The 18,222-nt window shown below is 60.5% G+C and carries 23 protein-coding genes and 1 pseudogene; 18 read left to right on the top strand and 6 right to left on the bottom strand.

From position 1 onward, the window contains the following. Nucleotides 1–44: 44 nt before the first annotated feature. Entirely contained in the window at nt 45–539 is a 495-nt protein-coding gene (locus tag GA0061099_RS17550; protein WP_035999653.1) for an Lrp/AsnC family transcriptional regulator, read from the bottom strand. 182 nt (nt 540–721) lie between these two features. Here GA0061099_RS17550 and GA0061099_RS17545 point away from each other — a divergent pair, with 182 nt between their 5' ends. Next, nucleotides 722–1,120 carry a hypothetical protein gene (locus GA0061099_RS17545; protein WP_035999655.1) on the top strand — a complete coding sequence of 133 codons (399 nt, stop codon included), beginning with the start codon at nt 722–724 and terminating at the stop codon, nt 1,118–1,120. A 37-nt stretch (nt 1,121–1,157) separates the two neighbouring features. Here the strand turns inward: GA0061099_RS17545 and GA0061099_RS17540 are convergent, their stop codons facing one another. Then, nucleotides 1,158–1,463 carry an ETC complex I subunit gene (locus tag GA0061099_RS17540; RefSeq protein WP_024337795.1) on the bottom strand — a complete coding sequence of 102 codons (306 nt, stop codon included), beginning with the start codon at nt 1,461–1,463 and terminating at the stop codon, nt 1,158–1,160. A gap of 253 nt (nt 1,464–1,716) precedes the next feature. Here GA0061099_RS17540 and GA0061099_RS17535 point away from each other — a divergent pair, with 253 nt between their 5' ends. Further along, on the top strand, nt 1,717–2,889 hold the full coding sequence (locus tag GA0061099_RS17535; protein WP_036027956.1) for an OpgC domain-containing protein: 1,173 nt from the start codon (nt 1,717–1,719) through the stop codon (nt 2,887–2,889). 12 nt (nt 2,890–2,901) lie between these two features. Here the strand turns inward: GA0061099_RS17535 and GA0061099_RS17530 are convergent, their stop codons facing one another. Then, nucleotides 2,902–3,096 carry a hypothetical protein gene (locus tag GA0061099_RS17530; RefSeq protein ID WP_036027955.1) on the bottom strand — a complete coding sequence of 65 codons (195 nt, stop codon included), beginning with the start codon at nt 3,094–3,096 and terminating at the stop codon, nt 2,902–2,904. Nucleotides 3,097–4,002: 906 nt separating this feature from the next. On the opposite strand from GA0061099_RS17530, the gene GA0061099_RS17525 reads away from it, so the two are divergent. The 12 genes from GA0061099_RS17525 to GA0061099_RS42760 all read left to right on the top strand — a co-directional run bounded on the left by GA0061099_RS17525 (nt 4,003) and on the right by GA0061099_RS42760 (nt 13,344). Then, a complete protein-coding gene (locus tag GA0061099_RS17525; RefSeq protein ID WP_074447951.1) occupies nt 4,003–5,382 on the top strand; it encodes a tyrosine-type recombinase/integrase in 1,380 nt (459 codons plus the stop codon). 131 nt (nt 5,383–5,513) lie between these two features. Further along, on the top strand, nt 5,514–5,711 hold the full coding sequence (locus tag GA0061099_RS17520) for a helix-turn-helix domain-containing protein (protein WP_036027954.1): 198 nt from the start codon (nt 5,514–5,516) through the stop codon (nt 5,709–5,711). Between the two features lie 148 nt (nt 5,712–5,859). Next, on the top strand, nt 5,860–8,298 hold the full coding sequence (locus GA0061099_RS17515; RefSeq protein ID WP_074447950.1) for a DUF3987 domain-containing protein: 2,439 nt from the start codon (nt 5,860–5,862) through the stop codon (nt 8,296–8,298). A gap of 367 nt (nt 8,299–8,665) precedes the next feature. Beyond that, on the top strand, nt 8,666–9,067 hold the full coding sequence (locus GA0061099_RS17510; RefSeq protein WP_141697634.1) for a hypothetical protein: 402 nt from the start codon (nt 8,666–8,668) through the stop codon (nt 9,065–9,067). Nucleotides 9,068–9,142: 75 nt separating this feature from the next. After that, nucleotides 9,143–9,598: a hypothetical protein gene (locus tag GA0061099_RS17505; protein WP_074447949.1), complete on the top strand. Its 456-nt coding sequence runs from the start codon at nt 9,143–9,145 to the stop codon at nt 9,596–9,598. A gap of 401 nt (nt 9,599–9,999) precedes the next feature. Further along, nucleotides 10,000–10,440, top strand: coding sequence for a hypothetical protein (locus GA0061099_RS17500; RefSeq protein ID WP_036027950.1), 441 nt, complete (start codon nt 10,000–10,002; stop codon nt 10,438–10,440). Beyond that, on the top strand, nt 10,437–10,904 hold the full coding sequence (locus tag GA0061099_RS17495) for a hypothetical protein (protein WP_036027949.1): 468 nt from the start codon (nt 10,437–10,439) through the stop codon (nt 10,902–10,904). Before GA0061099_RS17500 ends, GA0061099_RS17495 begins: the two co-directional genes overlap by 4 nt. Nucleotides 10,905–11,031: 127 nt before the next feature. Beyond that, nucleotides 11,032–11,277, top strand: coding sequence for a hypothetical protein (locus GA0061099_RS17490; RefSeq protein ID WP_074447948.1), 246 nt, complete (start codon nt 11,032–11,034; stop codon nt 11,275–11,277). A gap of 142 nt (nt 11,278–11,419) precedes the next feature. After that, nucleotides 11,420–12,040, top strand: coding sequence for a hypothetical protein (locus tag GA0061099_RS17485; protein WP_074447947.1), 621 nt, complete (start codon nt 11,420–11,422; stop codon nt 12,038–12,040). 160 nt (nt 12,041–12,200) lie between these two features. Beyond that, the gene (locus GA0061099_RS17480; RefSeq protein WP_141697633.1) at nt 12,201–12,536 is read left to right on the top strand and encodes a hypothetical protein; all 336 of its coding nucleotides are present in this window, start codon (nt 12,201–12,203) and stop codon (nt 12,534–12,536) included. A gap of 389 nt (nt 12,537–12,925) precedes the next feature. Then, complete coding sequence (locus GA0061099_RS17470) at nt 12,926–13,138, top strand: hypothetical protein (protein WP_338060691.1); 213 nt, start codon at nt 12,926–12,928, stop codon at nt 13,136–13,138. A 77-nt stretch (nt 13,139–13,215) separates the two neighbouring features. Further along, complete coding sequence (locus GA0061099_RS42760) at nt 13,216–13,344, top strand: hypothetical protein (protein WP_276325021.1); 129 nt, start codon at nt 13,216–13,218, stop codon at nt 13,342–13,344. Between the two features lie 405 nt (nt 13,345–13,749). On the opposite strand, the gene GA0061099_RS17465 is transcribed toward GA0061099_RS42760, so the two are convergent. Further along, nucleotides 13,750–14,130, bottom strand: a complete 381-nt coding sequence (locus tag GA0061099_RS17465) for a hypothetical protein (RefSeq protein ID WP_141697632.1) — start codon at nt 14,128–14,130, stop codon at nt 13,750–13,752. A 229-nt stretch (nt 14,131–14,359) separates the two neighbouring features. On the opposite strand from GA0061099_RS17465, the gene GA0061099_RS17460 reads away from it, so the two are divergent. The 3 genes from GA0061099_RS17460 (at nt 14,360) to GA0061099_RS17455 (ending at nt 16,626) form a co-directional block, all read left to right on the top strand. Continuing rightward, a complete protein-coding gene (locus GA0061099_RS17460; protein ID WP_036027944.1) occupies nt 14,360–15,166 on the top strand; it encodes a hypothetical protein in 807 nt (268 codons plus the stop codon). Nucleotides 15,167–15,478: 312 nt separating this feature from the next. After that, entirely contained in the window at nt 15,479–15,973 is a 495-nt protein-coding gene (locus GA0061099_RS41200) for a hypothetical protein (protein WP_145793561.1), read from the top strand. A gap of 44 nt (nt 15,974–16,017) precedes the next feature. Then, entirely contained in the window at nt 16,018–16,626 is a 609-nt protein-coding gene (locus GA0061099_RS17455) for a hypothetical protein (RefSeq protein WP_141697631.1), read from the top strand. Here GA0061099_RS17455 and GA0061099_RS17450 read toward each other — a convergent pair. After that, a complete protein-coding gene (locus tag GA0061099_RS17450) occupies nt 16,623–17,003 on the bottom strand; it encodes a hypothetical protein (RefSeq protein ID WP_036027942.1) in 381 nt (126 codons plus the stop codon). The genes GA0061099_RS17455 and GA0061099_RS17450 overlap by 4 nt on opposite strands. 84 nt (nt 17,004–17,087) lie before the next feature. Here GA0061099_RS17450 and GA0061099_RS17445 point away from each other — a divergent pair, with 84 nt between their 5' ends. Then, nucleotides 17,088–17,825: a hypothetical protein gene (locus GA0061099_RS17445; protein ID WP_141697630.1), complete on the top strand. Its 738-nt coding sequence runs from the start codon at nt 17,088–17,090 to the stop codon at nt 17,823–17,825. A 316-nt stretch (nt 17,826–18,141) separates the two neighbouring features. On the opposite strand, the pseudogene GA0061099_RS40075 reads toward GA0061099_RS17445, so the two are convergent. Continuing rightward, nucleotides 18,142–18,222 (bottom strand): annotated as a pseudogene (locus GA0061099_RS40075) (IS5/IS1182 family transposase); the annotation flags it as partial.

Raw genomic sequence — 18,222 nt, 5'->3', positions numbered from 1 at the left:
GCGCTTTTCTGAGAATCAGACTTGATCGTGGAATATTCGGAGCCCTACCCCGCCGGCACTGCCACCGCGACCTCCTGCAATGGCAGCGGCACGTCCTTGGCGACCCCGAGCACGGGGAAGCTGCGCACGTTCTTGACGTTAGGCATCGCGGCGAAATGCAAGAGCTGCTGCCGCATACTCTCGACACTCGGGGCCACGCATTTGAGCAGATAGTCGGTGTCGCCGGAAATCCGCCAGCATTGCTGGATGCGCGGGATTGCGGCGATCGAGCTCTCGAACGCCTCCAGCACCGGCTGGGCCTGGCTGCCGAGCTGGATCGAGACGAACGACACCACCTCGTAGCCGAGCAGCCGCTCGTCGATCACGGCGCGAACCGCCCGGATCACGCCGCGGCTGAACAGCGACTTCAGCCGCCGCAGGCAGTTCGGCGCGGAAACGCCGACGCGCAGCGCCAGCTCGTTGTTGCGAACCCGCCCGTCCTGCTGCAGTTCGGATAGGATTTTCAGATCGACGCCGTCGAGCTGGTCACGCCCCGCCATCCCCCACCTCGTCCTGGTCGTGTCATGCGAGGCAGCGAAGCACGGTGGGAAATGGCTGCCAAGGGCCGGACGGACCCCCTGGCCGATCTTGTGGCGCTACCGCACGCATTTCGCGCGGTAGATGCAATTGCGAAACGTATCGCCCGCAGCTATAGGAGCCGCAGCAATGCACGGTCTGCGGGATGCTTTGGAAACTTTACTTTGCGCTGTTCGGCGTTACGACCTTGGGGGGCGTCGGCGTTATCCTCGTCGATGGGCCGCACCCGATCTACCCGTTGGCAGACTACGTCATTCTGACGCTGACTATTGCTCAGCTTGTCGGCTTGTTTGGCTACGCATTCCAGCGGCCGATACTATCCGAGCGACTTTGGCAGTCGGCCTTTCCCTTGTTCACGCTCAACCTGATCGCAACGCTGGTGATTGCCAGCATACGGTTCGCAGCAGCTCGCCCCGAATACGGAGCGCCAGTCGCCGCCTTCGCCGTAATCTTAGTTGGACTTCCTTGGCATCTTCCCCTCTTGCTCGCCGATCGACGGTACGCATTCCGTTCCACGACGGTGATCTGGAAGGAGCTGGTCTGACACCGATGCCAGGGTTTCCAGAGCGGCCGCCCACCCCTCAATGCGTCCAGGGTTCGCCGCGGCGGAACGAGAAATTGTCGGCATAGGCAACCGGCCGGCGGATCGACTCCTTGGGCTCGATCACCTGGTAGGCGATGCCCTTGCGCTCGCAATAGGCGATCGCCTCTTCCTTGCTGTGGAAGCGCAGCGTTATTTGCTGCTTCATGTCGGCCGACGAGGTCCAGCCCATCAGCGGCTCGACCGAGCGCGGCTGCTCCGGCTCGTAATCGAGCTGCCATTCCCTGGTCTTGGACCGGCCGGATTGCATCGCGTTTTTGGCGGGCTTGAAAATGCGTGCGGTCATGACTGGTCCGGGCCTCTTGGTCTTTCCGTTCGATTTCGATGCGTCACGGTGGCAGTTGGTGGAAATCTCGGGGATAGTATAGAGAAGCCGGTTGGGAACTGATCCTGATTCCGGGCCCGGCAACCCTCGCCAACGGTATAGTCATTATGCTGCACCGTGACAATTGCGTACCCGCGTTTCATCCTGGGACCCCGTTTGGCGGCCCGGTTTCATCGATCTCCGTGCTTCTGTCCTCTCTGAAAGCTCCCGACGCATGGCCTTCCTGAACGTCAGCGCCACACTTCCCGACAAGGGTCGCGACCTCCGGCTCGACCTGTTTCGCGGTGTCGCAAACTGGGCGATCTTTCTCGACCATATCCCCGACAACGTCGTGAACTGGATCACGACCCGCAACTACGGCTTTTCCGACGCGGCCGACCTGTTCGTCTTCATCTCCGGCTACACCGCCTCCTTCGTCTATGCACGGATGATGCTGGACCGCGGCTTCATCGTCGGTGCCACGCGGCTGACCAAGCGGGTCTGGCAGCTCTATGTCGCCCACATCATCCTGTTCGTGATCTACATCGCATCAATCAGCTATCTCGCGCTGCGCTTCGGCGATTCCGAGATGATCAACGAGTTCAACGTCGCCGGCCTCGTCGACAACGCCACCGAGACGCTGCGCCAGGGCCTGTTCCTGCGCTTCAAGCCGCTCAACCTCGACGTGCTGCCGCTTTACATCGTGCTGATGGGCCTGTTTCCGCCGGTGCTGTGGTTCATGCTGCGCAAGCCCGATTTGACGATGATACTGTCGATCGTGCTGTGGCTCGCCGCGCGCCATTACGGCTGGAACCTGAACGCCTATCCGGCCGGCCAGTGGTACTTCAACCCCTATTGCTGGCAGGTGCTGTTCGTGTTCGGCGCCTGGTGCTCGATGGGGGGCGCGCGGCGCTCGGCAACGCTGATCAATTCGCCTGTTACGCTGTGGGTCTGCCTCGGTTATCTCCTGTTCGCGCTGGTCATGACCATGGCCGGCCGTTTCCCCACCTTCGGCGGCATGTTCCCGGAATGGCTGTTCTCGGCCTTCAACCCCAATGACAAGACCAACCTCGCACCGTATCGCTTCCTCCACTTCGTGGTGATCGTGATCCTGGTGATCCGCTTCGTGCCGAAGGAGTGGCCGGGGCTGGAGTGGAAGGTGTTCGACCCCTTGATCGTCTGTGGCCAGCAGTCGCTCGCCGTGTTCTGCGTCGGCGTGTTCCTGTCCTTCGTCGGTCATTTCGAGCTGTCGATGAGCTCAGGGTCGCTGCTCGCGCAGATCTTCGTCAGCGTCGCCGGCATCGCGATCATGACGACGGTGGCTTATTACATCTCGTGGTCGAAGAAGCAGGACAAGCCGCTGAAGCCGCCGCCGGCCAAGCCGGCTGCGGAAGCGAAGGCGGCCTGAGAGAGGCGGCAGTTAGGCCGCCTCTTCGCCGTCGAACTCGGTGAACTTCTTGTAGATCCAGTCGCGGCCGTCATGGCGGCGCCAGACCTTGCCGAGCACGAACTGCCCGTTGATGGAGCGGCGCGGCACGATCACCGTCCAGAGGTGCCAGATCTCGGTCCAGTTTGACTGCGGACCGATGGTCCCGATGTTGCGGTCAATAGACATGGCAGAACTCGCTGGCGCAGAACTTAGGCTGATCCGCGCGCCGCGACGAACAATCATCTGTGGTGGCACAGAATGGACAGCCCATCGCGAGCCGGGACCGACCTGATAGCAGCCAGCCAAACGGCCGCAACAGCCGCTCGCCTTTAACCTTGCCGATCAACCTTACTTCTTGGGATGGAGCGGCGCGTTTGGTTGAAAGCCCGCGCCGGTTTTTCTAGAATGCCCGTGATTTGAGGACGGGCGCGCCGTTTCGGCGCAGGGCGATTTTAAGACTGAACTTTGCAGACGATCGGACGTTTGGAAGCAAGTAGATTGCTGGGGGGACGACAATGATGAAATTGCAATGTGCGCGTCTGCGCCTCGCGTTGCGCGTGATCCCGCCCGCGCCAATCGTGAGCATGGCGTCGCAACGGCCGCCGCAAGCCGCCAACGACAATCAGATGGCCTGGCCGTACGTGCCATTTCCGCCCGGCTGGTACGCCTCGAACTGACGAGCGCGGCGGACAAAACGCAACGCCGCGCAAGCGGAATATTCATCGCTTGGCGGCGTCCGTTTAGACATTGGGCGCTGAAATCCCCAACACGGATTTGTCTATCGCGACGGGCGAAGGTTCGATGAGGCTTTGCTGATTTCCGCGCGAAGCGGAGGCCGGACGCGTAGATGCCTGGCCATTGCCGGTTGGATGCTGACCTCTAGGCCAGCGCCGCCCGGGACTGGTCGGGGCAGCTGGATTCGAACCAACGACCTGCAGTACCCAAAACATACCAGCTATTCCCTCACCCGCCCTCAGCCCCCCTCACGCGCCCTAACGTGGCGAGGAAAACCGGTCACGCCATAACCATCCGGTATCAGGCGCCTGCTGTGATTGGCACCGCGGTGCTTCCCCCGTGCTTCCCGGAGGGCAAATGAGCGGTCAAACCATCACAAAGAGCCTGGTCGATGGCCTGGAAAAGCAAGCGTCCGAATACACGGTCTGGGACGCGAAGCTTCCCGGGTTTGGGGTGCGCGTCCGCCCCACCGGGGCCAAGTCGTTCATCATTGTCTACCGGGCGGGAACCGGCCGTACGGCGCCGGTCCGGCGCTACACCGTGGCTGCGGTCGGCAAGCTGGCTCCCGAGGCAGCCCGCACCCAAGCCAAGATCCTGCTGGGGAACATTGCCAATGGCGCCGACCCCGCCGCGGAGAAGCGAGCGAATCGACCCAAGCGGGACCGATTGACGTTCGATGAGCTCGCCCAGCTTTATCTTGACCAATATGCCAAGGTGCGGAAGACGAGCTGGAAGAACGATGAGGGGTACCTAAAGAAGCCCCGGGCCAAGTGGAAGCGCCGAATCGCTTCCGAGATTACTGACGACGACGTGGCCGAACTCCTCGAGGAGATCGGCGCCACGGCGCCCGTGGGGGCAAACCGGACGCAATCAATCCTCCACACTCTGTTTTCCTGGGCAAAGGAACCCGGGCGCAAGCATGTCCCGATCAATCCGGTCGCCGATATGCGCCGGCGCTACCAAGAAACAGCCCGAGAGCGCGTCCTCAATGATGAGGAGATCCGGACGCTTTGGTGGGGTCTGGATGATCCAGAGCTGCCGGCCGGCCGCGCCGTCGCCCTCGCCCTTCGGTTCATTCTGGCAACCATGGTCCGGCCTGGCCAATCGGCCGGCTTGCTCATCCTAGAATTGGTGGGGTCTACGGGTGAGGATCCGCAGTACCACATCCCAAAACATCGGGTAAAGAAGCGCCGGGAAGTGATTGTCCCGTTGAATGCACTGGCAGTTGCCACGGTGCGAGAGGCAATCATTCGGGACGATCAAGGGGCCGTTTTCTGCTCATGGTCCACGGCGGCCAAGGGGGCCGACTCAACTGGGAACGAGTCTCAGGTGGAGGCGAGGCCCCAGCTGCTGCCGGTCACCCGAGATGCCTTGTCCGCCGCCCTGAACGGAAGGTCAGCCAAAGGGAAAGGGCCGGCACGCAAGGGCATCCGGGAGCATCTTGGCTTAGCGCACTTCACACCGCACGATCTCAGGCGCACTGCCGCGACGATCGCGCGCCGCGGCGGCGCGAAACGCGAGGACGTCAAAGCGCTGCTGGACCATTTGGAGGGCGATGTCACCGCCACCTATGACAAGTACGACATGCTGCCGGAGAAGCGGTTGGTGGCCTCGATCTTGGAAACCGAGCTCAGAAAGATCATTGGAATTGGAGCTTTGCCAGCGCAGAAACCGATCCTCGCAGGCGAGAACGTCGTGCCGATCAGTGAGGGAGAACGCAGAATTGTGGGTTTGTGAATCGCTAAAATCGACAAACCCACAAATGCAAGGGGAGACGGCTTCTGATGGCCGTGGCTAGCATCTGATCCAGTCAGTCGGCCCCGGTCGCTTCTTCGCTGAGCGCCGGCGCCTCCAAATGGAGAGAAAGGATGCAGCAATTTTTGAATACAAAAGAGGCAGCCAAGCACGTGCGCCTCTCGACTGCGACGCTAGAACGCCTGCGCGTTCGTGGCGGGGGCCCGACCTACATCACGCCAATCCCTTCTAAGGTGGTCTACGACGTGACTGACCTTGATGCTTGGATGTGGAGCCGTCGGCGCAAGTCGACCTCCGAAACGGCCGCCTAACCCTTCGCGCGCGTTGGCGCGCTCCACCGGCCAAGCATTCCTAAACACCAGACAATGAGGGCCAGAAAGAAACGTCCCCGTCGGGCGCCAAAAGAATGGCCCCGCCGACTTGCAGGTCGAACGGGGCCAGAAATTGAAACAGTAAGAGATGGATATCACGAATAGCGTTACGAAACAAAGAACTACCCTTGCCAGCCTAAAGCCGAAACTCGACATCGCGCTCGGTCTTGCCGAGCTGGGTTTTGACGTATTCCCGCTAGCGCCCAATCGGAAGACACCGGTCTTCGAGGACAGTTGGAAGGATCTCGCAACCCACGATACCGCGCGTGTAAAGAGGCTGTGGGCCGGCGGCTATCGCGTGTGCAACGTTGGCCTGCGCACCGGCCTCCCCTTCTTGAGCGGCTTCCTTGTCGTTATCGACATCGACGTCAAGGAAGGGAAACCGGGGAAGCAGTCACTTGCCGAACTCGAGCAAGATCTAGGCAAACTTCCCCCAAAAATGACGTTCCGGACCGCCTCGGGCGGCGAGCATCGCTACTTTGTGGCGCCTTGGCCATTGGGTAACAGCAATTCGAAGCTCGGTGCGGGAATCGATGTTCGAGGTGTTGGCGGCTATGTTGTCGGCGGCGGTAGCACGGTCGATGGCAATGAGTATGGCCTCATCGGGGGCGAAGAGTTTGCCGCCCTTCCCGAGGCATGGGCGACCGCTTGCGGCCGCCCTCGCGAGCATTCAGCAATCGACCGGGACATCCCTTTGGTCGAATTGGATGTCCCATTCAACATCGAACGCGCGATCGCTTATCTCGCCGGGGGCGCGCCCTCGCACGGGACCTACATCGTGGCGTGCCACGTCCGCGGTCTTGGCATCAGCCAGGAGAAGTGCCTGGAGCTGATCGTTGAACATTGGCCGGGCGCCAACGGAAAAACTTACGACCACATCGAGATCCGGGTTCGCAACGCCTACACGTATGCGCAGGATCCCGCCGGCATCTTGTGCCCCGAAGCAGAGTTTGAAGCCGTCGACGTCGCCGCGCGGCAACCGCCAGCCGGGAATTGGGACGAACCGGCCGACCTTTGGAAGCAGGAGAAGCCGCCAGCAGACATGCTCGACGGGATTGTCCCGCCTTTCCTGGTTGCTTTCGGGAAGGATCGGGCGCGATCGCTGGGCGTAAATTCGGACGCGGTCACGGCTGCGGCGGTGGCCGTCGTCGGCTCTTTGATCCCGGCCAGCAACCGACTGCAGATGTTTCAGAACCGAAGCTCTTGGTCCGTGCTCTGTGTTCTTTGGACCGCGCTCGTAGGGGATCCGGGGTCGGCCAAGTCCGCTGCCGTGAAGGCGGCTCTTGCTTTTGCGAACCCCGTCAACAAAGCCTGGTCGGCGGCATTCGCCAAGGAAATGGCCGACTACGATCGGGCGGAGCTCGCGTTTTCGGCTCGGACCTCAAAGAAGAAAAAAGCCCAAGAGCCGGGTGAGCCGGATGGGCATCCGGCAGACCTCATAGTGAAGCCGACAGCGCCCAAGTCGCGCTCAAAAATCTCAAACGACAGTACCACCGAGGCAATCGTAACACGCCTGGCAGAAACGCCGGAGATTGCGCCCTTGATCCAATATTCCGATGAGCTCTCCGGGTGGCTCGGAGGCATGGACGCGTACCGGGCGAAGGGCTCCAAGGACAGAGCACTTTGGCTGGAGGCCAAGGAAGGTGCCGCCTACCGCGTCGATCGCCAGGGCCGCGGATCAGTCGAAGCTCCGAATTTGGCAGTGTCAATCATCGGAGGCATTCAAGATGATCTCATCGCGCGACTAGCACCCGATCTCGAGACCGACGGGCTCCTCCAAAGGTTCGCGCTTATAGCGATCCGCCAGCTTGGGCTCGGAGAGGACAACGCCGAGGATCCGGCCATCGAGGCCACAATCCCACGTGTTGCCTTGGCACTCGCCGGTCTCGGAGAGGCAACCTACCGCTTCGCCCTCGATGCGGCAGACGAGCTTTGGGCCATCAAGGCGTTTAAGGCTCGAGAGATGGCCCGTCCCGACATCCCCTCCGGACTGAAAACGTGGCTGGCAAAGGCCGACGCGGAATTTGGCCGGTACGCCCTCGCCTTCCATCTGATCGAATGGGCCATCGTCGCTGAAGCGATCGAACTACCCCCGGACGATCTGATCTCAGCCGCAACGGCCAGGAGGGCACGGCGCTACGTCGAGGAATTTCTCTACGCGCACGCGCTGTTCATTCACACCACAGTGCTCGAGGGCGCCGGTCACGACCACGAGGCGCGATGGGTCGCGGGCTACATTCTCACCCGAAATATCGAGCGGCTTACGGCCAGGGAGGTCAAAAGGGCTCGGCCGCGTAGCCTCGGCAAAAACCCCAAGCAATTGATGGCCGTGATGGGCCAGCTTGAGGTCGAAGGTTGGGTCCGCCTGGTAGGCTCGGACCCCGCCAACTGGCGGATCAACCCCGCCGTTCACGACGGGCGCTTCGAGGACATCCGGCGGGCAGAAACTGAACGCCGCGACGCCGTCCGCGGTGAAATTGCGCTCGCGGCCGCCAGCCGGCGGGCCGCAGAGGGAGGCACGGCATGATCTTTCGGTCCTGTCAGCGCTGTCAGCGGGTGTCAACGCTGTCAGCGCTTTCACCTCACAGGCTTAGGTCACGTGCTGCCGGCGGCGTAGGCTTCGCCACGCTGACAAGCGCTGACAGCGCTGACGGCAAACACGCTTCAAAGCCCTCGCCAGCGGTTGGGGTGTCAGCGGTGTCACTTGCGCGCGCGGATACACCAAGGCTTTTTACCCCCTCCTCCCTCTATTTTCCTCCGAGCCCGTTTAGGCGGAATCCGCTGACACCGCTGACACCCCCACCGCTGGCCGCTCCACCACAGTGGAGGTGCCCGCGTCGGCTCTTGCGTCCATCAAAGTCGCCGGCTCGCGCTCGCAATATCGGGAGGCCCTCGTGAACCGCTTCGCCCCTGACCGCACGTTCAAGTCTCGAGGTCGGCCGTACCAGATCGTCGGCCCGAAGGATCACTGGTGCCAGGACGGCCGCTACGTCGAGATGATCCGCTATCAATCCGTCTGCGCGGAGCCTGGCTGCAAGCGCACGTTCATGGCTCTCACGACAAAAACCCGCATTCGCAAAGGGCAGCTGAACAAGCGCTGCGAGCTCCACCATGCCCCGGGTGTGCCACTCCCAGTCACGAAGGCAAAGAATGTCAAGAAGGTCCGTAAGAAGCGACGCAAGATCCGGTTGAAGAAGCCGACGGCAGCGGCCAGCCTGGCGGCTCGTCGAGAGCGTGCGATCCAGCGGGCCCTTGTCGCTATGCAACGCGTCCAGCGGCCCTCCTATCTCGACTGAGCGGCCTTCTGGCGGGCTTGCAGAGGCCTTCCAGCTACGGCAATCTGGCGTTGAGCCCCAGAACGGAGGTTTTCGATGCCCCGCGGCCAGTTCTACACGGTCTTGACGATGGGATTTGCCAGCGCGATCGCGCTGTTTGGGATCGCGGGAGCATTCGCGCTCCTCTGGTGGCCGCAGGCGGCCTATTGGATGGCAATGGCGTTTGGTGCGCCTGGCTATCCGGCGCCGTGGATCACTCCGGGCACGTTCTCGTTGTTCGTCGGCAGCGCCGCTGTGGTCATTGCCTACTGGATTCTGCGGATCCAGCAGGCTGTTGTTCGTTGGTCCGGGGATCGCCTCATCGCAAAGCTGAACCGTCAATACAACATGATCGCGCAACTGCAGGGCCGTGAGTACGCAGACGAGTTCATGAGACTGCAGGCGCAATCCATGATCGAGGAGAGCGAAGGTAAACCTTTCAATCTCTTTGGACGCGAGAAGATGGTCCATGCTGCGGCTGCCGCAGGCGCGCAAATTCGCCCGCCGGCATGAATTGGACGGCAGGCGCTGACACGCACGCTCGCTGACGCCGCCGGCGGAGGCGCCTCGCCCCAAAAGTCATCCGATTGAAGCTGCCTCGGGAGATGTACCCCGGACGGTCCATGATCGGATCTAGCAACCAGGCCAGGTCGACGAAGTTGCTCCCTCCAAAACGCTAAAGCGAGCAAAATCGATAAGCGCAGGCCCACAAAGCCATTTGATTCGGAGTGCCGCACCGTCGCCTGCCGAGTTTTGCGATAGCTCCCGACCCGACAAAGGCGGACACGCTCGCTCCGAAGCCTTCAAGTTGCATGCAGTTCACGCAATGTCGACAAAGACGACAAACTCTCACAGTTGACCGGGCCCGATTTCAGTGATCCCAAACGCATGCTGGGGCTCACGGAGAGCAGAACATGCGCCACGATACGGAAGGCCTGGACGTCGCAACGCTGTTCGCGGACGACCATCAACTCGCGTCGCATCCTTCCGCCGCCGCCGACCAACAGCCTCAGGATCCGCCGGCGCGGCCGGACGTACCTCACGAACCGCCTCCTGAGATCAAGAAGGCGATGCTCGCCGCGGCCTATGCCGAACAAATGATCGAGCGTTTAGCTGCTCTCCAGAACGAACAGGTCATCAAGTACACCGGCATCTCTCGAGTTGAGCTCGGCCTGCGTGTTTGGAACGCACCATTGGCAGAGGTGGCGGGTCGCCTCGGGCTGAAGAAGCATGTGCTCAGGCGCGTGTGCACGCTCTTCGAAGTGCCTATCCCGCCGAAAGGATATTTCAACACGGGATTTGCACACCGCTCGATCAGGTGGACCCGGGTTGCCGGCGGAGCTGGAATGCGATGATCACCGCCCCTCCACTCTACGACGAACGCGAAGTGCTCGAGTGGCTCAAGCTTAAAGCCTACGAGCTCGAAGAGCTCCTCAACGTCGGCATCATCGCGCCAGTCGCCGGCGGGCCGACAGGCGAGCCGCGCTACTGCGCTGAGACGATCGACCGCCTGGCCGCTCGGGAGCAACGTACCAGGCTCTCTGACGCCCTGTGGTGGGACTTCGACCTCCAGCAGCCGGCCTACATGCCGGCCGGCGCCCCCTGGGCCCGCTCCGTCGACCTGCCTTTCTATCCTTTCGACGACGATGAACAGCAGTCGTGGGCCCGGCGGTACTACGGGCTCAAGAAAGCTTGCGCGCCATTTCCATATCCCTACCCCGAGCGGCTGGCACGCCATCGCTCGAGGATGGAAGACAAGGCCACGAAGGCCTTCGCACGCAAGCATGGAAGCGGCCGCCGAAGCCGAACCTGGCCCTGAGATAAGCTCAATAAAACTGTTGAGCGCCGGTACAATGATGCGCCTCAATCATCGGTTGGGCTAGACTGCAGACCGGAGCCATGGTTGCATCTAGAGATTGCTAAATCATTTTGGGGAGAAATAGGGAATGAAGCGGCTTTTTCTCATTGCGAGCTTATTGCTGATCGCACCCGCGGCGAACGCGCAGTATCTGAGCGGGACAGGCTCTAACCCGAGCACCCACTCGTCATCTGGCTACACGCGAAGCAACGGCACTTACGTGGCGCCCTACGTCGCGACTAATCCGAACGGCACCCAACGCGACAATTTCGGCACGAGCGGCAATGTGAACCCCTATACGGGCGCGACCGGTCACCGGACACCACGCTATTGAGCATGCGATGAGCGACAACGAAACAAGGCACGCAGGGGTGGCTCCGCCACCCGGTCGCCCCAATCCAAGTAATCAGCCGCCGGTGCGTCCGGCCCCGCCACCTCCTCCGCCGCCGCCCAAAAAGTGAGCTGGGCGGTTCGTTATGACTGACCCGCATTCCGAAGCGAAGTTCGATGCACTTCGCAACGCGATCTATCACACGGCACGCAAGGACTTTTACGACGGCGTCAACCGCTCGGCGAACTTCCTCGTAATCGTCCTAGGCGCGGCTGTGGCCGGAAAGGCGTCAAAGCTTTTTTCAATGGATGAAACTTGGCTTGAGTTCGCCGTCCTGATCGTCGCGACGGCGCAGCTGACGTTCGACTTCGGCTATAAAGCGCGTACTCACGAATTCCTTCAGCGCAAGTACCATGAGTTGCTGGCGGAGCTCGAACTAGATTCATCGCTCGATGGCCAAAAATGGAAATCAAAACTGCAGACTATCGCAGCGGATGAGCCGATGCCGATGCGGGCCCTGGACGCTCTTGCCTACAATGCAGCGGTAGACGCGACCTATTTCGAAGCCGTAGATCGCGCAAAGAACCGCGTGTGGGTGCCCTTTTTCCACAGGGTGTTCAAGAACTTCATTGCAAGAAACGGATACAACTACTGTCCCCAAGCCGATCATGAGTACTGGTGGCAGCGAATGGCAATTTGGATCAGTGAGAGGTGGCATGGCAAAAAAAGCGAAGAAAGCAAAGAAGGCGAAATCGGCGGTACGTAAGACTGCAAAAAAAGCAAAAAAGGTAGTCCGCCATCATGGCGTGCGACCTCCGCCGAAGTAGGCGGAGCCGCGCTCTATCACTCGCCTCGAGGCCCGCCAGCGTGAACCGGCGGAATCAACACGCCATTCATTGGACGAAGAAAAGCGCGCGGGAGGCTCCGTGGGAAAGCGGTTTGTACCAGTGAGAGATGCGGATCGGCGCGCGCTCGAACTTCATTTCATGATCAAAGAAGTCGAGAAGATGCCGCTCGTGCAACTGGATATCGACATCAGCAGCAAAACGCCAATCCTCATCCAAGACAAAACTGATCAGCATTACTGGCGACATTTTACCGTAGACGGTTTTCTGACGCTGAGCGTCGAGCAAGCGAAGGCCGAAGGGGGCACCGGGAAGGCATTAATTTGGTCCCGAAGAAAGCCCCCGCGCCAACGCATACCTCAGAGTGAAGTGGATCGGGCCGCGGATCGCTTTCTGGCCGGGGAAGACGACGAGTAACCATCGCCATTCATCCCCACCCACGACCCGCAGTAGCTCGCAAGCGTTCCGATCCACCAGTAATCGACAATTTGACTCTCGGTGGCGTCGCGCTTTGATGACGGCATGCCTCGCCCTCCCCGACGCTACACGCCTACGCATGCCGACGGCCGGCCGCTCAAGATCACGTTCGGCCAGATGCGCGAGATGGGCTTGCGGGGCGTCCTAGTCTGCTGCCACTGCGGCCACAACGTAGCTCTGAACGCCGATCGCTGGTCGGATGATGTCCGGCTCTCGGACCTGGAGCCGCGGCTTGTGTGCCAGGGGTGCGGTGGACGCGGCGGCGAGGTTAGGCCAGACTTCCAGCGAGGCAACCTACGGCTCGCCATCAGGGGACACCAAAACACGCAATGACCAAAGGCTGGGGGCGGCCTTTCGAGGATACAATCGAGGTCGGCGGCCGCAAGCTCGTGACCTTGCTCGATGCCGGCGAGTACATCATGGGGTTGCCGAAGAAAGAGCACGCAGCGCCCGAATGGCAGGCCGCAATGGAAGCCCTGATCTTGGTCGCGGAGGGCGGCGGCCGACAATGTTCGCCCGGATCGGGGTCATGCGGGCGCTGAACCGACGGTACGTCCCGCCGTTGAACCCCAAGGGCAAAGAGCCGCACTGGGGCCGGCGCAAGCTGAGGAGGGACTACGTGAACACCGCCAAACAGGTCGGCGACGTCGACCACATCAAGCTGTTCGCCAACCAAGATGCCGCAGAGAAATGGTTCGAGGAGAACGACCCCGAAGGCGTAGCGTTCGAATATGAGGTGCTCGAATGAACCTCATTGAGAAGGCCCGCAAGCGTTAATCGGCCGCCGCCGCGCGTCATACGTGGTGGTGCAGTCCCCAGAAGGCTATCAACAAAAGGGCTGCGGCCCCAATTCCCAGCAATAGGAGAATGGCTTCCAGCATGACGAATCAAGCTCCGCCTGCTGAAGGATACACGATCCGAGGACGCTGGCACCGCCCTTGCTACTCAGGGTTTGCTGGGGATTATAAGGTCCCAGTTTGAAGCAAGCGCCGCCGGGACGCTGTATTTGGAGCCCGGCGGCGTACTTATTTGGGACTGCCGGTTCAGAAACGATGCTGGCGCTGGGCCAGCAGAGCGAGGCACAGACTAAGCCTCACCAAGTAGCGATGCGCCTTGAGCCGCGCGAGCGTCAGTAGCAGCCGGATCAAACGCATCACACGTACCCATCCAGTTGCCAGCTTTGCGAGCCGACCTGCTCAAGCAGGCCTTCCATGTCAGCGATACCGCTCTCGTCCGGCTCCCGACCGTCGTGCTCGTCCTCGCGATCGTCCCGAGATCCGCTGGCCCATCCCTCTTGGTTGTCGGGACTGCCACCCCAACCCGTAGCGCTGCCAAGCGATGGCTCCTCATCCCCACCGTCCTCATCGTCCCCCTCGCTCAGCTCCAGTTCGTCGGTGTCGCAGGCCACGTCGTCGACCGCCTCTTCCCGCTCCGTCATAACGTACGGGTCGGAGGCGTCCAGGAAGGCGATCAGCCGCGACGCTTCCCGCTGCTGCTGTTGGATAGCCAGCCCGGCCGAAATCCGCACCGCCAAGTGCGTCCGTCGAAACTGGTACCGGCGAGGCACCGGTTCAATTCAGCCGCGATCGCTCGTCGCCAAACGAGTGATTTCCTGACCGAGGAATGCGGCTCTAGCTCTGGTCCGGATTCTCACACCCACGGACCATGCTGCACTTGATTTGCTTAAAAATCCATCCCCTTTTGGGGGAGACCTTCCGTCGATTCTCGCCCTGGGGTAGAAGCTCAGGACGGGGGAATTACGAATGAGCGAGAAGAATTGGCCGGGCATCGCCTCGGCAGTTGCAATTCTGTGGATCATTGCGACCGTCCTTTGGCTTGGAATTGCAGGGCCGATTTGGCAAGCGACAAAGACCGCCAGCCCTGATGCCTGGATTGGTTTTGCGGGTAATGCGTTGGGAGCCGGCGTGACGCTACTCGCTGCAACCGCTGCTGCGATCGCAGCATATTGGACGATCGTTCCGATGCGACGGCAGCTATCGGAGTTGATCCGGCAGAATAGCTTCGCTCATTACGAACGCCTTCGGCAGCGCGCTGCCGAGCTTATGGACATGAAGATCTTGATTGAAAACGTGACTGCCAGTCTGGAAGTCATGCACATGTCTCTCGCACTATCCGGTCTAGGCGCAAATGAGCGGAGGCAAACAGCTTTTGACCGACTTCATGAAAACGCGGGCGTCTTGAACTCGGCTCGCCGTACCCTATGGGGAGATGAGAATGCTCAAAACCTGACAGTGTATTTTATCGACAATACGCTGCGGGCGGTGAACGTGGTAAGAAACTCTTTGCCCGGATCACGTGAACCGTTCGATCCGGGAGCTTGGCTAAGGTTCAAAGATATTGCCTTTCAGGGAGGGGTCGCTCTCCATAGCAGGATCAAGCTTGAAACCGATGTCATCTCGTCTGAAATTGCAGCTCTAGAGCCTGTGGTACTGAACCGGCAACCCTTTCCTCAGCTCTGGAAGGGTGAATACCCAGGGCCAGAAAAGCTAGCAGAGATGTATGCTGCCCGCGCGAGTGAGCAAAGCGATGCATCGGCCGCGCCGCATTGAATTTGTGCTCGCAGCCCTGCTGCTGGCCGGCTGGGCCGCCTATCGTTGGCTCGTCCGATGAACCCGGGACGGTGTCTGGAGTCCGTCATCTTCGACCGCAAGAAGTAAACGCCAAATACTGGATGGCCGTTCTCGAGCCGTTGCTCTGATTGAGCTAGCGGAGGTCGAACAAACATTCAACCTCCCCATGAAACGACCGAGTCGCGACAGCGCAAGGGCGATGAGGTGTCAATCCACCGACATGCTGCCTTGCGTTCGCGCTTTGGTTGAGCTTGGATTTCGGTGCCTCATCGGAAGCCTGGGCTGAGGACGGTGCGCGACTTACTCTGGAAAATAGTAGACAACCGGTGGACACTCGCCGCCTTCATCGTGGGTACTGCGCTTGGCCTTCTCGGTCTATCGTCGCCGCTGTGGTCTGCGAGCCCCGAAATATCCGCGGGTCCTCCCGCTGGAGAACTGTTCAAGCAATCATTTAGGATCAAAAATCCAAGTCAGTTTTTCGGCATCACAAATTTTGTGCTTCGCTGCGCGCCGAATGTCAGCACCAAGTCTCATGCAGGCATTAGTGACATCAGTTTCACCATGTTTAAGACCGGCCATTTGGCCCCTGGTGAGACTGGTACCTATACCTGCTTGATCCCTCTGCGCTTCATGGAAGACGATCCAATTGTGACTGGTTCAATGATTGTTTCCGCTGAGTACGATTCCGCGCTCCCGCTCTGGCCACGCGTCCGCACTGAGGTTGTTTTCACACTGGATCCAAATGCTGCCCCACCGCAATGGGTACAAGGAAAGCGCTTGCAATAGCGACGGTAGCGGGGGTTGGTTGAAGAAGCCTCAGGAATGTCTCGATGGCTCAGCTTACAAAATTGAACGTTGCTCGTCATCAACTTGGCACAGCGCTCGATCTCTTCATCCGAGATCGAGATCCAGTCGCTGTACAGTGTCTGGCCTGCGGCGGCGCAGAGTTGATCGATGCGATCGCGGTCTCAGCAAGCATACGAACGATGTCAACTCACATGCTCGAAACGGTCCCAGACCTGGATATACCCCAGCTACGCGCTTTGCAGCGTCAATATTGGAATGCGTTCAAACACATGAACTCTCGGGATGGCAAACCTCGCGAGGATGAGGACATACTCGCAAAGTTCAACGACGAGAAAAACGATGCCGCACTTTTTGTCGGCTGGTGGGACTACCATGCAGTGACCGGTCGACTTCCAATTCCAGTGCAGGTCTTCCAAATCTGGTGGCTAGCTCTCAACGAAGAAAAGTTAGCGGCCGATGCCGACATAGAAACAATTCGGCGCACCTTCCCAGACCTTCGCTCGTACCCACGCGGGGAACAAAAGCGGAGGCTCCGGCGGGCGGTCGAGAAGTACCGCGATCACCCAGAGGTCCTGAAGGACCCCCGGACAGAAAAGAACCCGCTCTGCTTGCCAGCAAGCGTCTTCAGCTAGCCATCTGCCCGGAGTCCCCTCACCTGATCCATGAACGCTTCCGTCGCGTGGTCCTTCGCCGCAAAGCTCTCTCCGATCCTGCCATTCTGCCGCCGCGTCAGGCGTCCCCGGAGCAGGTAAGAGGGGCTGAGCTTCAGGATTTGGCTCACGAGCGTGAAGACCTGCCGGCCGTATTCCGAGAGACCCACCCTGCTCGACGGCGCCGGCGGCTCTCCGATGCTCTCCCGCAGCACCGCCGCGGCACGCTGTAGCCGCCGCTCACCCATGCTCTCCAGCTCGCTCACCGACCGGTCATGCTGCCGGACGAGCTTTTCAGCATCGCGCTGATCTGCAAGAAAGCGTCCACCCGGCACCGACGCCGGCCCCTGATCAGGCATTGGTTCGACGATCCTGCTCAGACCCCTCTTGATCTCGCGCGAAGGTTGCGCTTCGATGCTTCTTTCGGACCGGGGGGATCCACCATGCGTATTTCGGTTATTGCAGCGCTTTGCGCTGTGCTGGGCGGCTGCATGTCGACTGGCGAGACGGTTTCTTTCCGGGCGTCAAATCCGCAGCAGCAAGCCCTTATGCGAGACGGGCAACCTGCCCTCGTCTCTCGGCAAAAGACCTCGCTGGTCTTGGTGCGCCCCGCTGCTAGGCAAATGCAAACGAACAGCCGACCGGTCTTCGTGGTCGGCATCAACAATCTAGGCAAGCAGCCGGTCGACTTCCGAGTTGGACAAGTTGAAGCCGTCCAGCACGTCGCGGGCTCCGACTTCGAAATGAAGGTGGTGACCTACGAGATGTTGGTGCAGGAGGAGCGAAACCGGCAAGTCGCCGCCGCACTCCTCACCGGTCTGGCTGCGGGGGCCAACGCTTACAGCGCCGCGAACGCTGGGCATGGCAGCTACACCACCCCCAGCGGACGCACGGGAACGTTCTACAGCCCTACTGCGGCTGCGATCGCGCAGAATAACGTGGCCATTCAAAACGAGGCGATGATCGCCGCAACTGTCGAGACAGGACAGCGCAACATGGCGGCGCTGGAGCAAGCCGTGATCAAGGACAACACCTTGATGCCAGGCGAGTGGTACGGAGGGCAACTCCACCTTGCCCCACCGACTGACCAAGGCGGCGGTCCTAAGACCTATACCATCGTTATCACCGTGGGGCCCGACCGCCATGTCATTGACGTCGCTCAAGGCCCTCCCGGAGTCTAGCCATGAACGTGTTCCGGCGAAAGGCGCGTCCCGATCGGCGGCACCGAGCTCTCTCGATCATCGTTGCAGCAGGGCTCGTGATTTGCGCGTCTGTTAAGCCCGCCAACGCTGACTGCAGCAGCGCGATTTCCTCGTACAATTCAGCATTGAGTGACATCGAAAGTTATCTAAGGCGATACACTCGATGCCTGAGCTCGAGTAACGGGGCAGACGATTGCTCTTCTGAGTTTCGCCGGTTGCGCTCCGCGCAAGATGACTTCGAAAGCGCAGTGTCGGATTACCAGGCATATTGTCGAAGGTGAATTAGGGCTCGGACTCAATTGATCCAATAGGCAACGATGGCGGCGAGATGGACGGCAGCCAAGAAGTTCGTGGCTAGTTTGTCGTAGCGAGTTGC

This window comes from Bradyrhizobium yuanmingense (genome assembly GCF_900094575.1).
GTDB lineage: Bacteria > Pseudomonadota > Alphaproteobacteria > Rhizobiales > Xanthobacteraceae > Bradyrhizobium > Bradyrhizobium yuanmingense.
The sequence above is the reverse complement of the archived record's forward strand: the minus strand, read 5'-3'. Positions and strand labels throughout refer to the sequence as shown.

What these genes read in the sequence shown, in the direction of transcription:
- GA0061099_RS17550 (WP_035999653.1), bottom strand. Translation starts at nt 539, where the DNA reads ATGGCGGGGCGTGACCAGCTCGACGGCGTCGATCTGAAAATCCTATCC.
- GA0061099_RS17545 (WP_035999655.1), top strand. Translation starts at nt 722, where the DNA reads ATGCTTTGGAAACTTTACTTTGCGCTGTTCGGCGTTACGACCTTGGGG.
- GA0061099_RS17540 (WP_024337795.1), bottom strand. Translation starts at nt 1,463, where the DNA reads ATGACCGCACGCATTTTCAAGCCCGCCAAAAACGCGATGCAATCCGGC.
- GA0061099_RS17535 (WP_036027956.1), top strand. Translation starts at nt 1,717, where the DNA reads ATGGCCTTCCTGAACGTCAGCGCCACACTTCCCGACAAGGGTCGCGAC.
- GA0061099_RS17530 (WP_036027955.1), bottom strand. Translation starts at nt 3,096, where the DNA reads ATGTCTATTGACCGCAACATCGGGACCATCGGTCCGCAGTCAAACTGG.
- GA0061099_RS17525 (WP_074447951.1), top strand. Translation starts at nt 4,003, where the DNA reads ATGAGCGGTCAAACCATCACAAAGAGCCTGGTCGATGGCCTGGAAAAG.
- GA0061099_RS17520 (WP_036027954.1), top strand. Translation starts at nt 5,514, where the DNA reads ATGCAGCAATTTTTGAATACAAAAGAGGCAGCCAAGCACGTGCGCCTC.
- GA0061099_RS17515 (WP_074447950.1), top strand. Translation starts at nt 5,860, where the DNA reads ATGGATATCACGAATAGCGTTACGAAACAAAGAACTACCCTTGCCAGC.
- GA0061099_RS17505 (WP_074447949.1), top strand. Translation starts at nt 9,143, where the DNA reads ATGCCCCGCGGCCAGTTCTACACGGTCTTGACGATGGGATTTGCCAGC.
- GA0061099_RS17500 (WP_036027950.1), top strand. Translation starts at nt 10,000, where the DNA reads ATGCGCCACGATACGGAAGGCCTGGACGTCGCAACGCTGTTCGCGGAC.
- GA0061099_RS17495 (WP_036027949.1), top strand. Translation starts at nt 10,437, where the DNA reads ATGATCACCGCCCCTCCACTCTACGACGAACGCGAAGTGCTCGAGTGG.
- GA0061099_RS17490 (WP_074447948.1), top strand. Translation starts at nt 11,032, where the DNA reads ATGAAGCGGCTTTTTCTCATTGCGAGCTTATTGCTGATCGCACCCGCG.
- GA0061099_RS17485 (WP_074447947.1), top strand. Translation starts at nt 11,420, where the DNA reads ATGACTGACCCGCATTCCGAAGCGAAGTTCGATGCACTTCGCAACGCG.
- GA0061099_RS17470 (WP_338060691.1), top strand. Translation starts at nt 12,926, where the DNA reads ATGACCAAAGGCTGGGGGCGGCCTTTCGAGGATACAATCGAGGTCGGC.
- GA0061099_RS17460 (WP_036027944.1), top strand. Translation starts at nt 14,360, where the DNA reads ATGAGCGAGAAGAATTGGCCGGGCATCGCCTCGGCAGTTGCAATTCTG.
- GA0061099_RS17455 (WP_141697631.1), top strand. Translation starts at nt 16,018, where the DNA reads ATGGCTCAGCTTACAAAATTGAACGTTGCTCGTCATCAACTTGGCACA.
- GA0061099_RS17450 (WP_036027942.1), bottom strand. Translation starts at nt 17,003, where the DNA reads ATGCCTGATCAGGGGCCGGCGTCGGTGCCGGGTGGACGCTTTCTTGCA.
- GA0061099_RS17445 (WP_141697630.1), top strand. Translation starts at nt 17,088, where the DNA reads ATGCGTATTTCGGTTATTGCAGCGCTTTGCGCTGTGCTGGGCGGCTGC.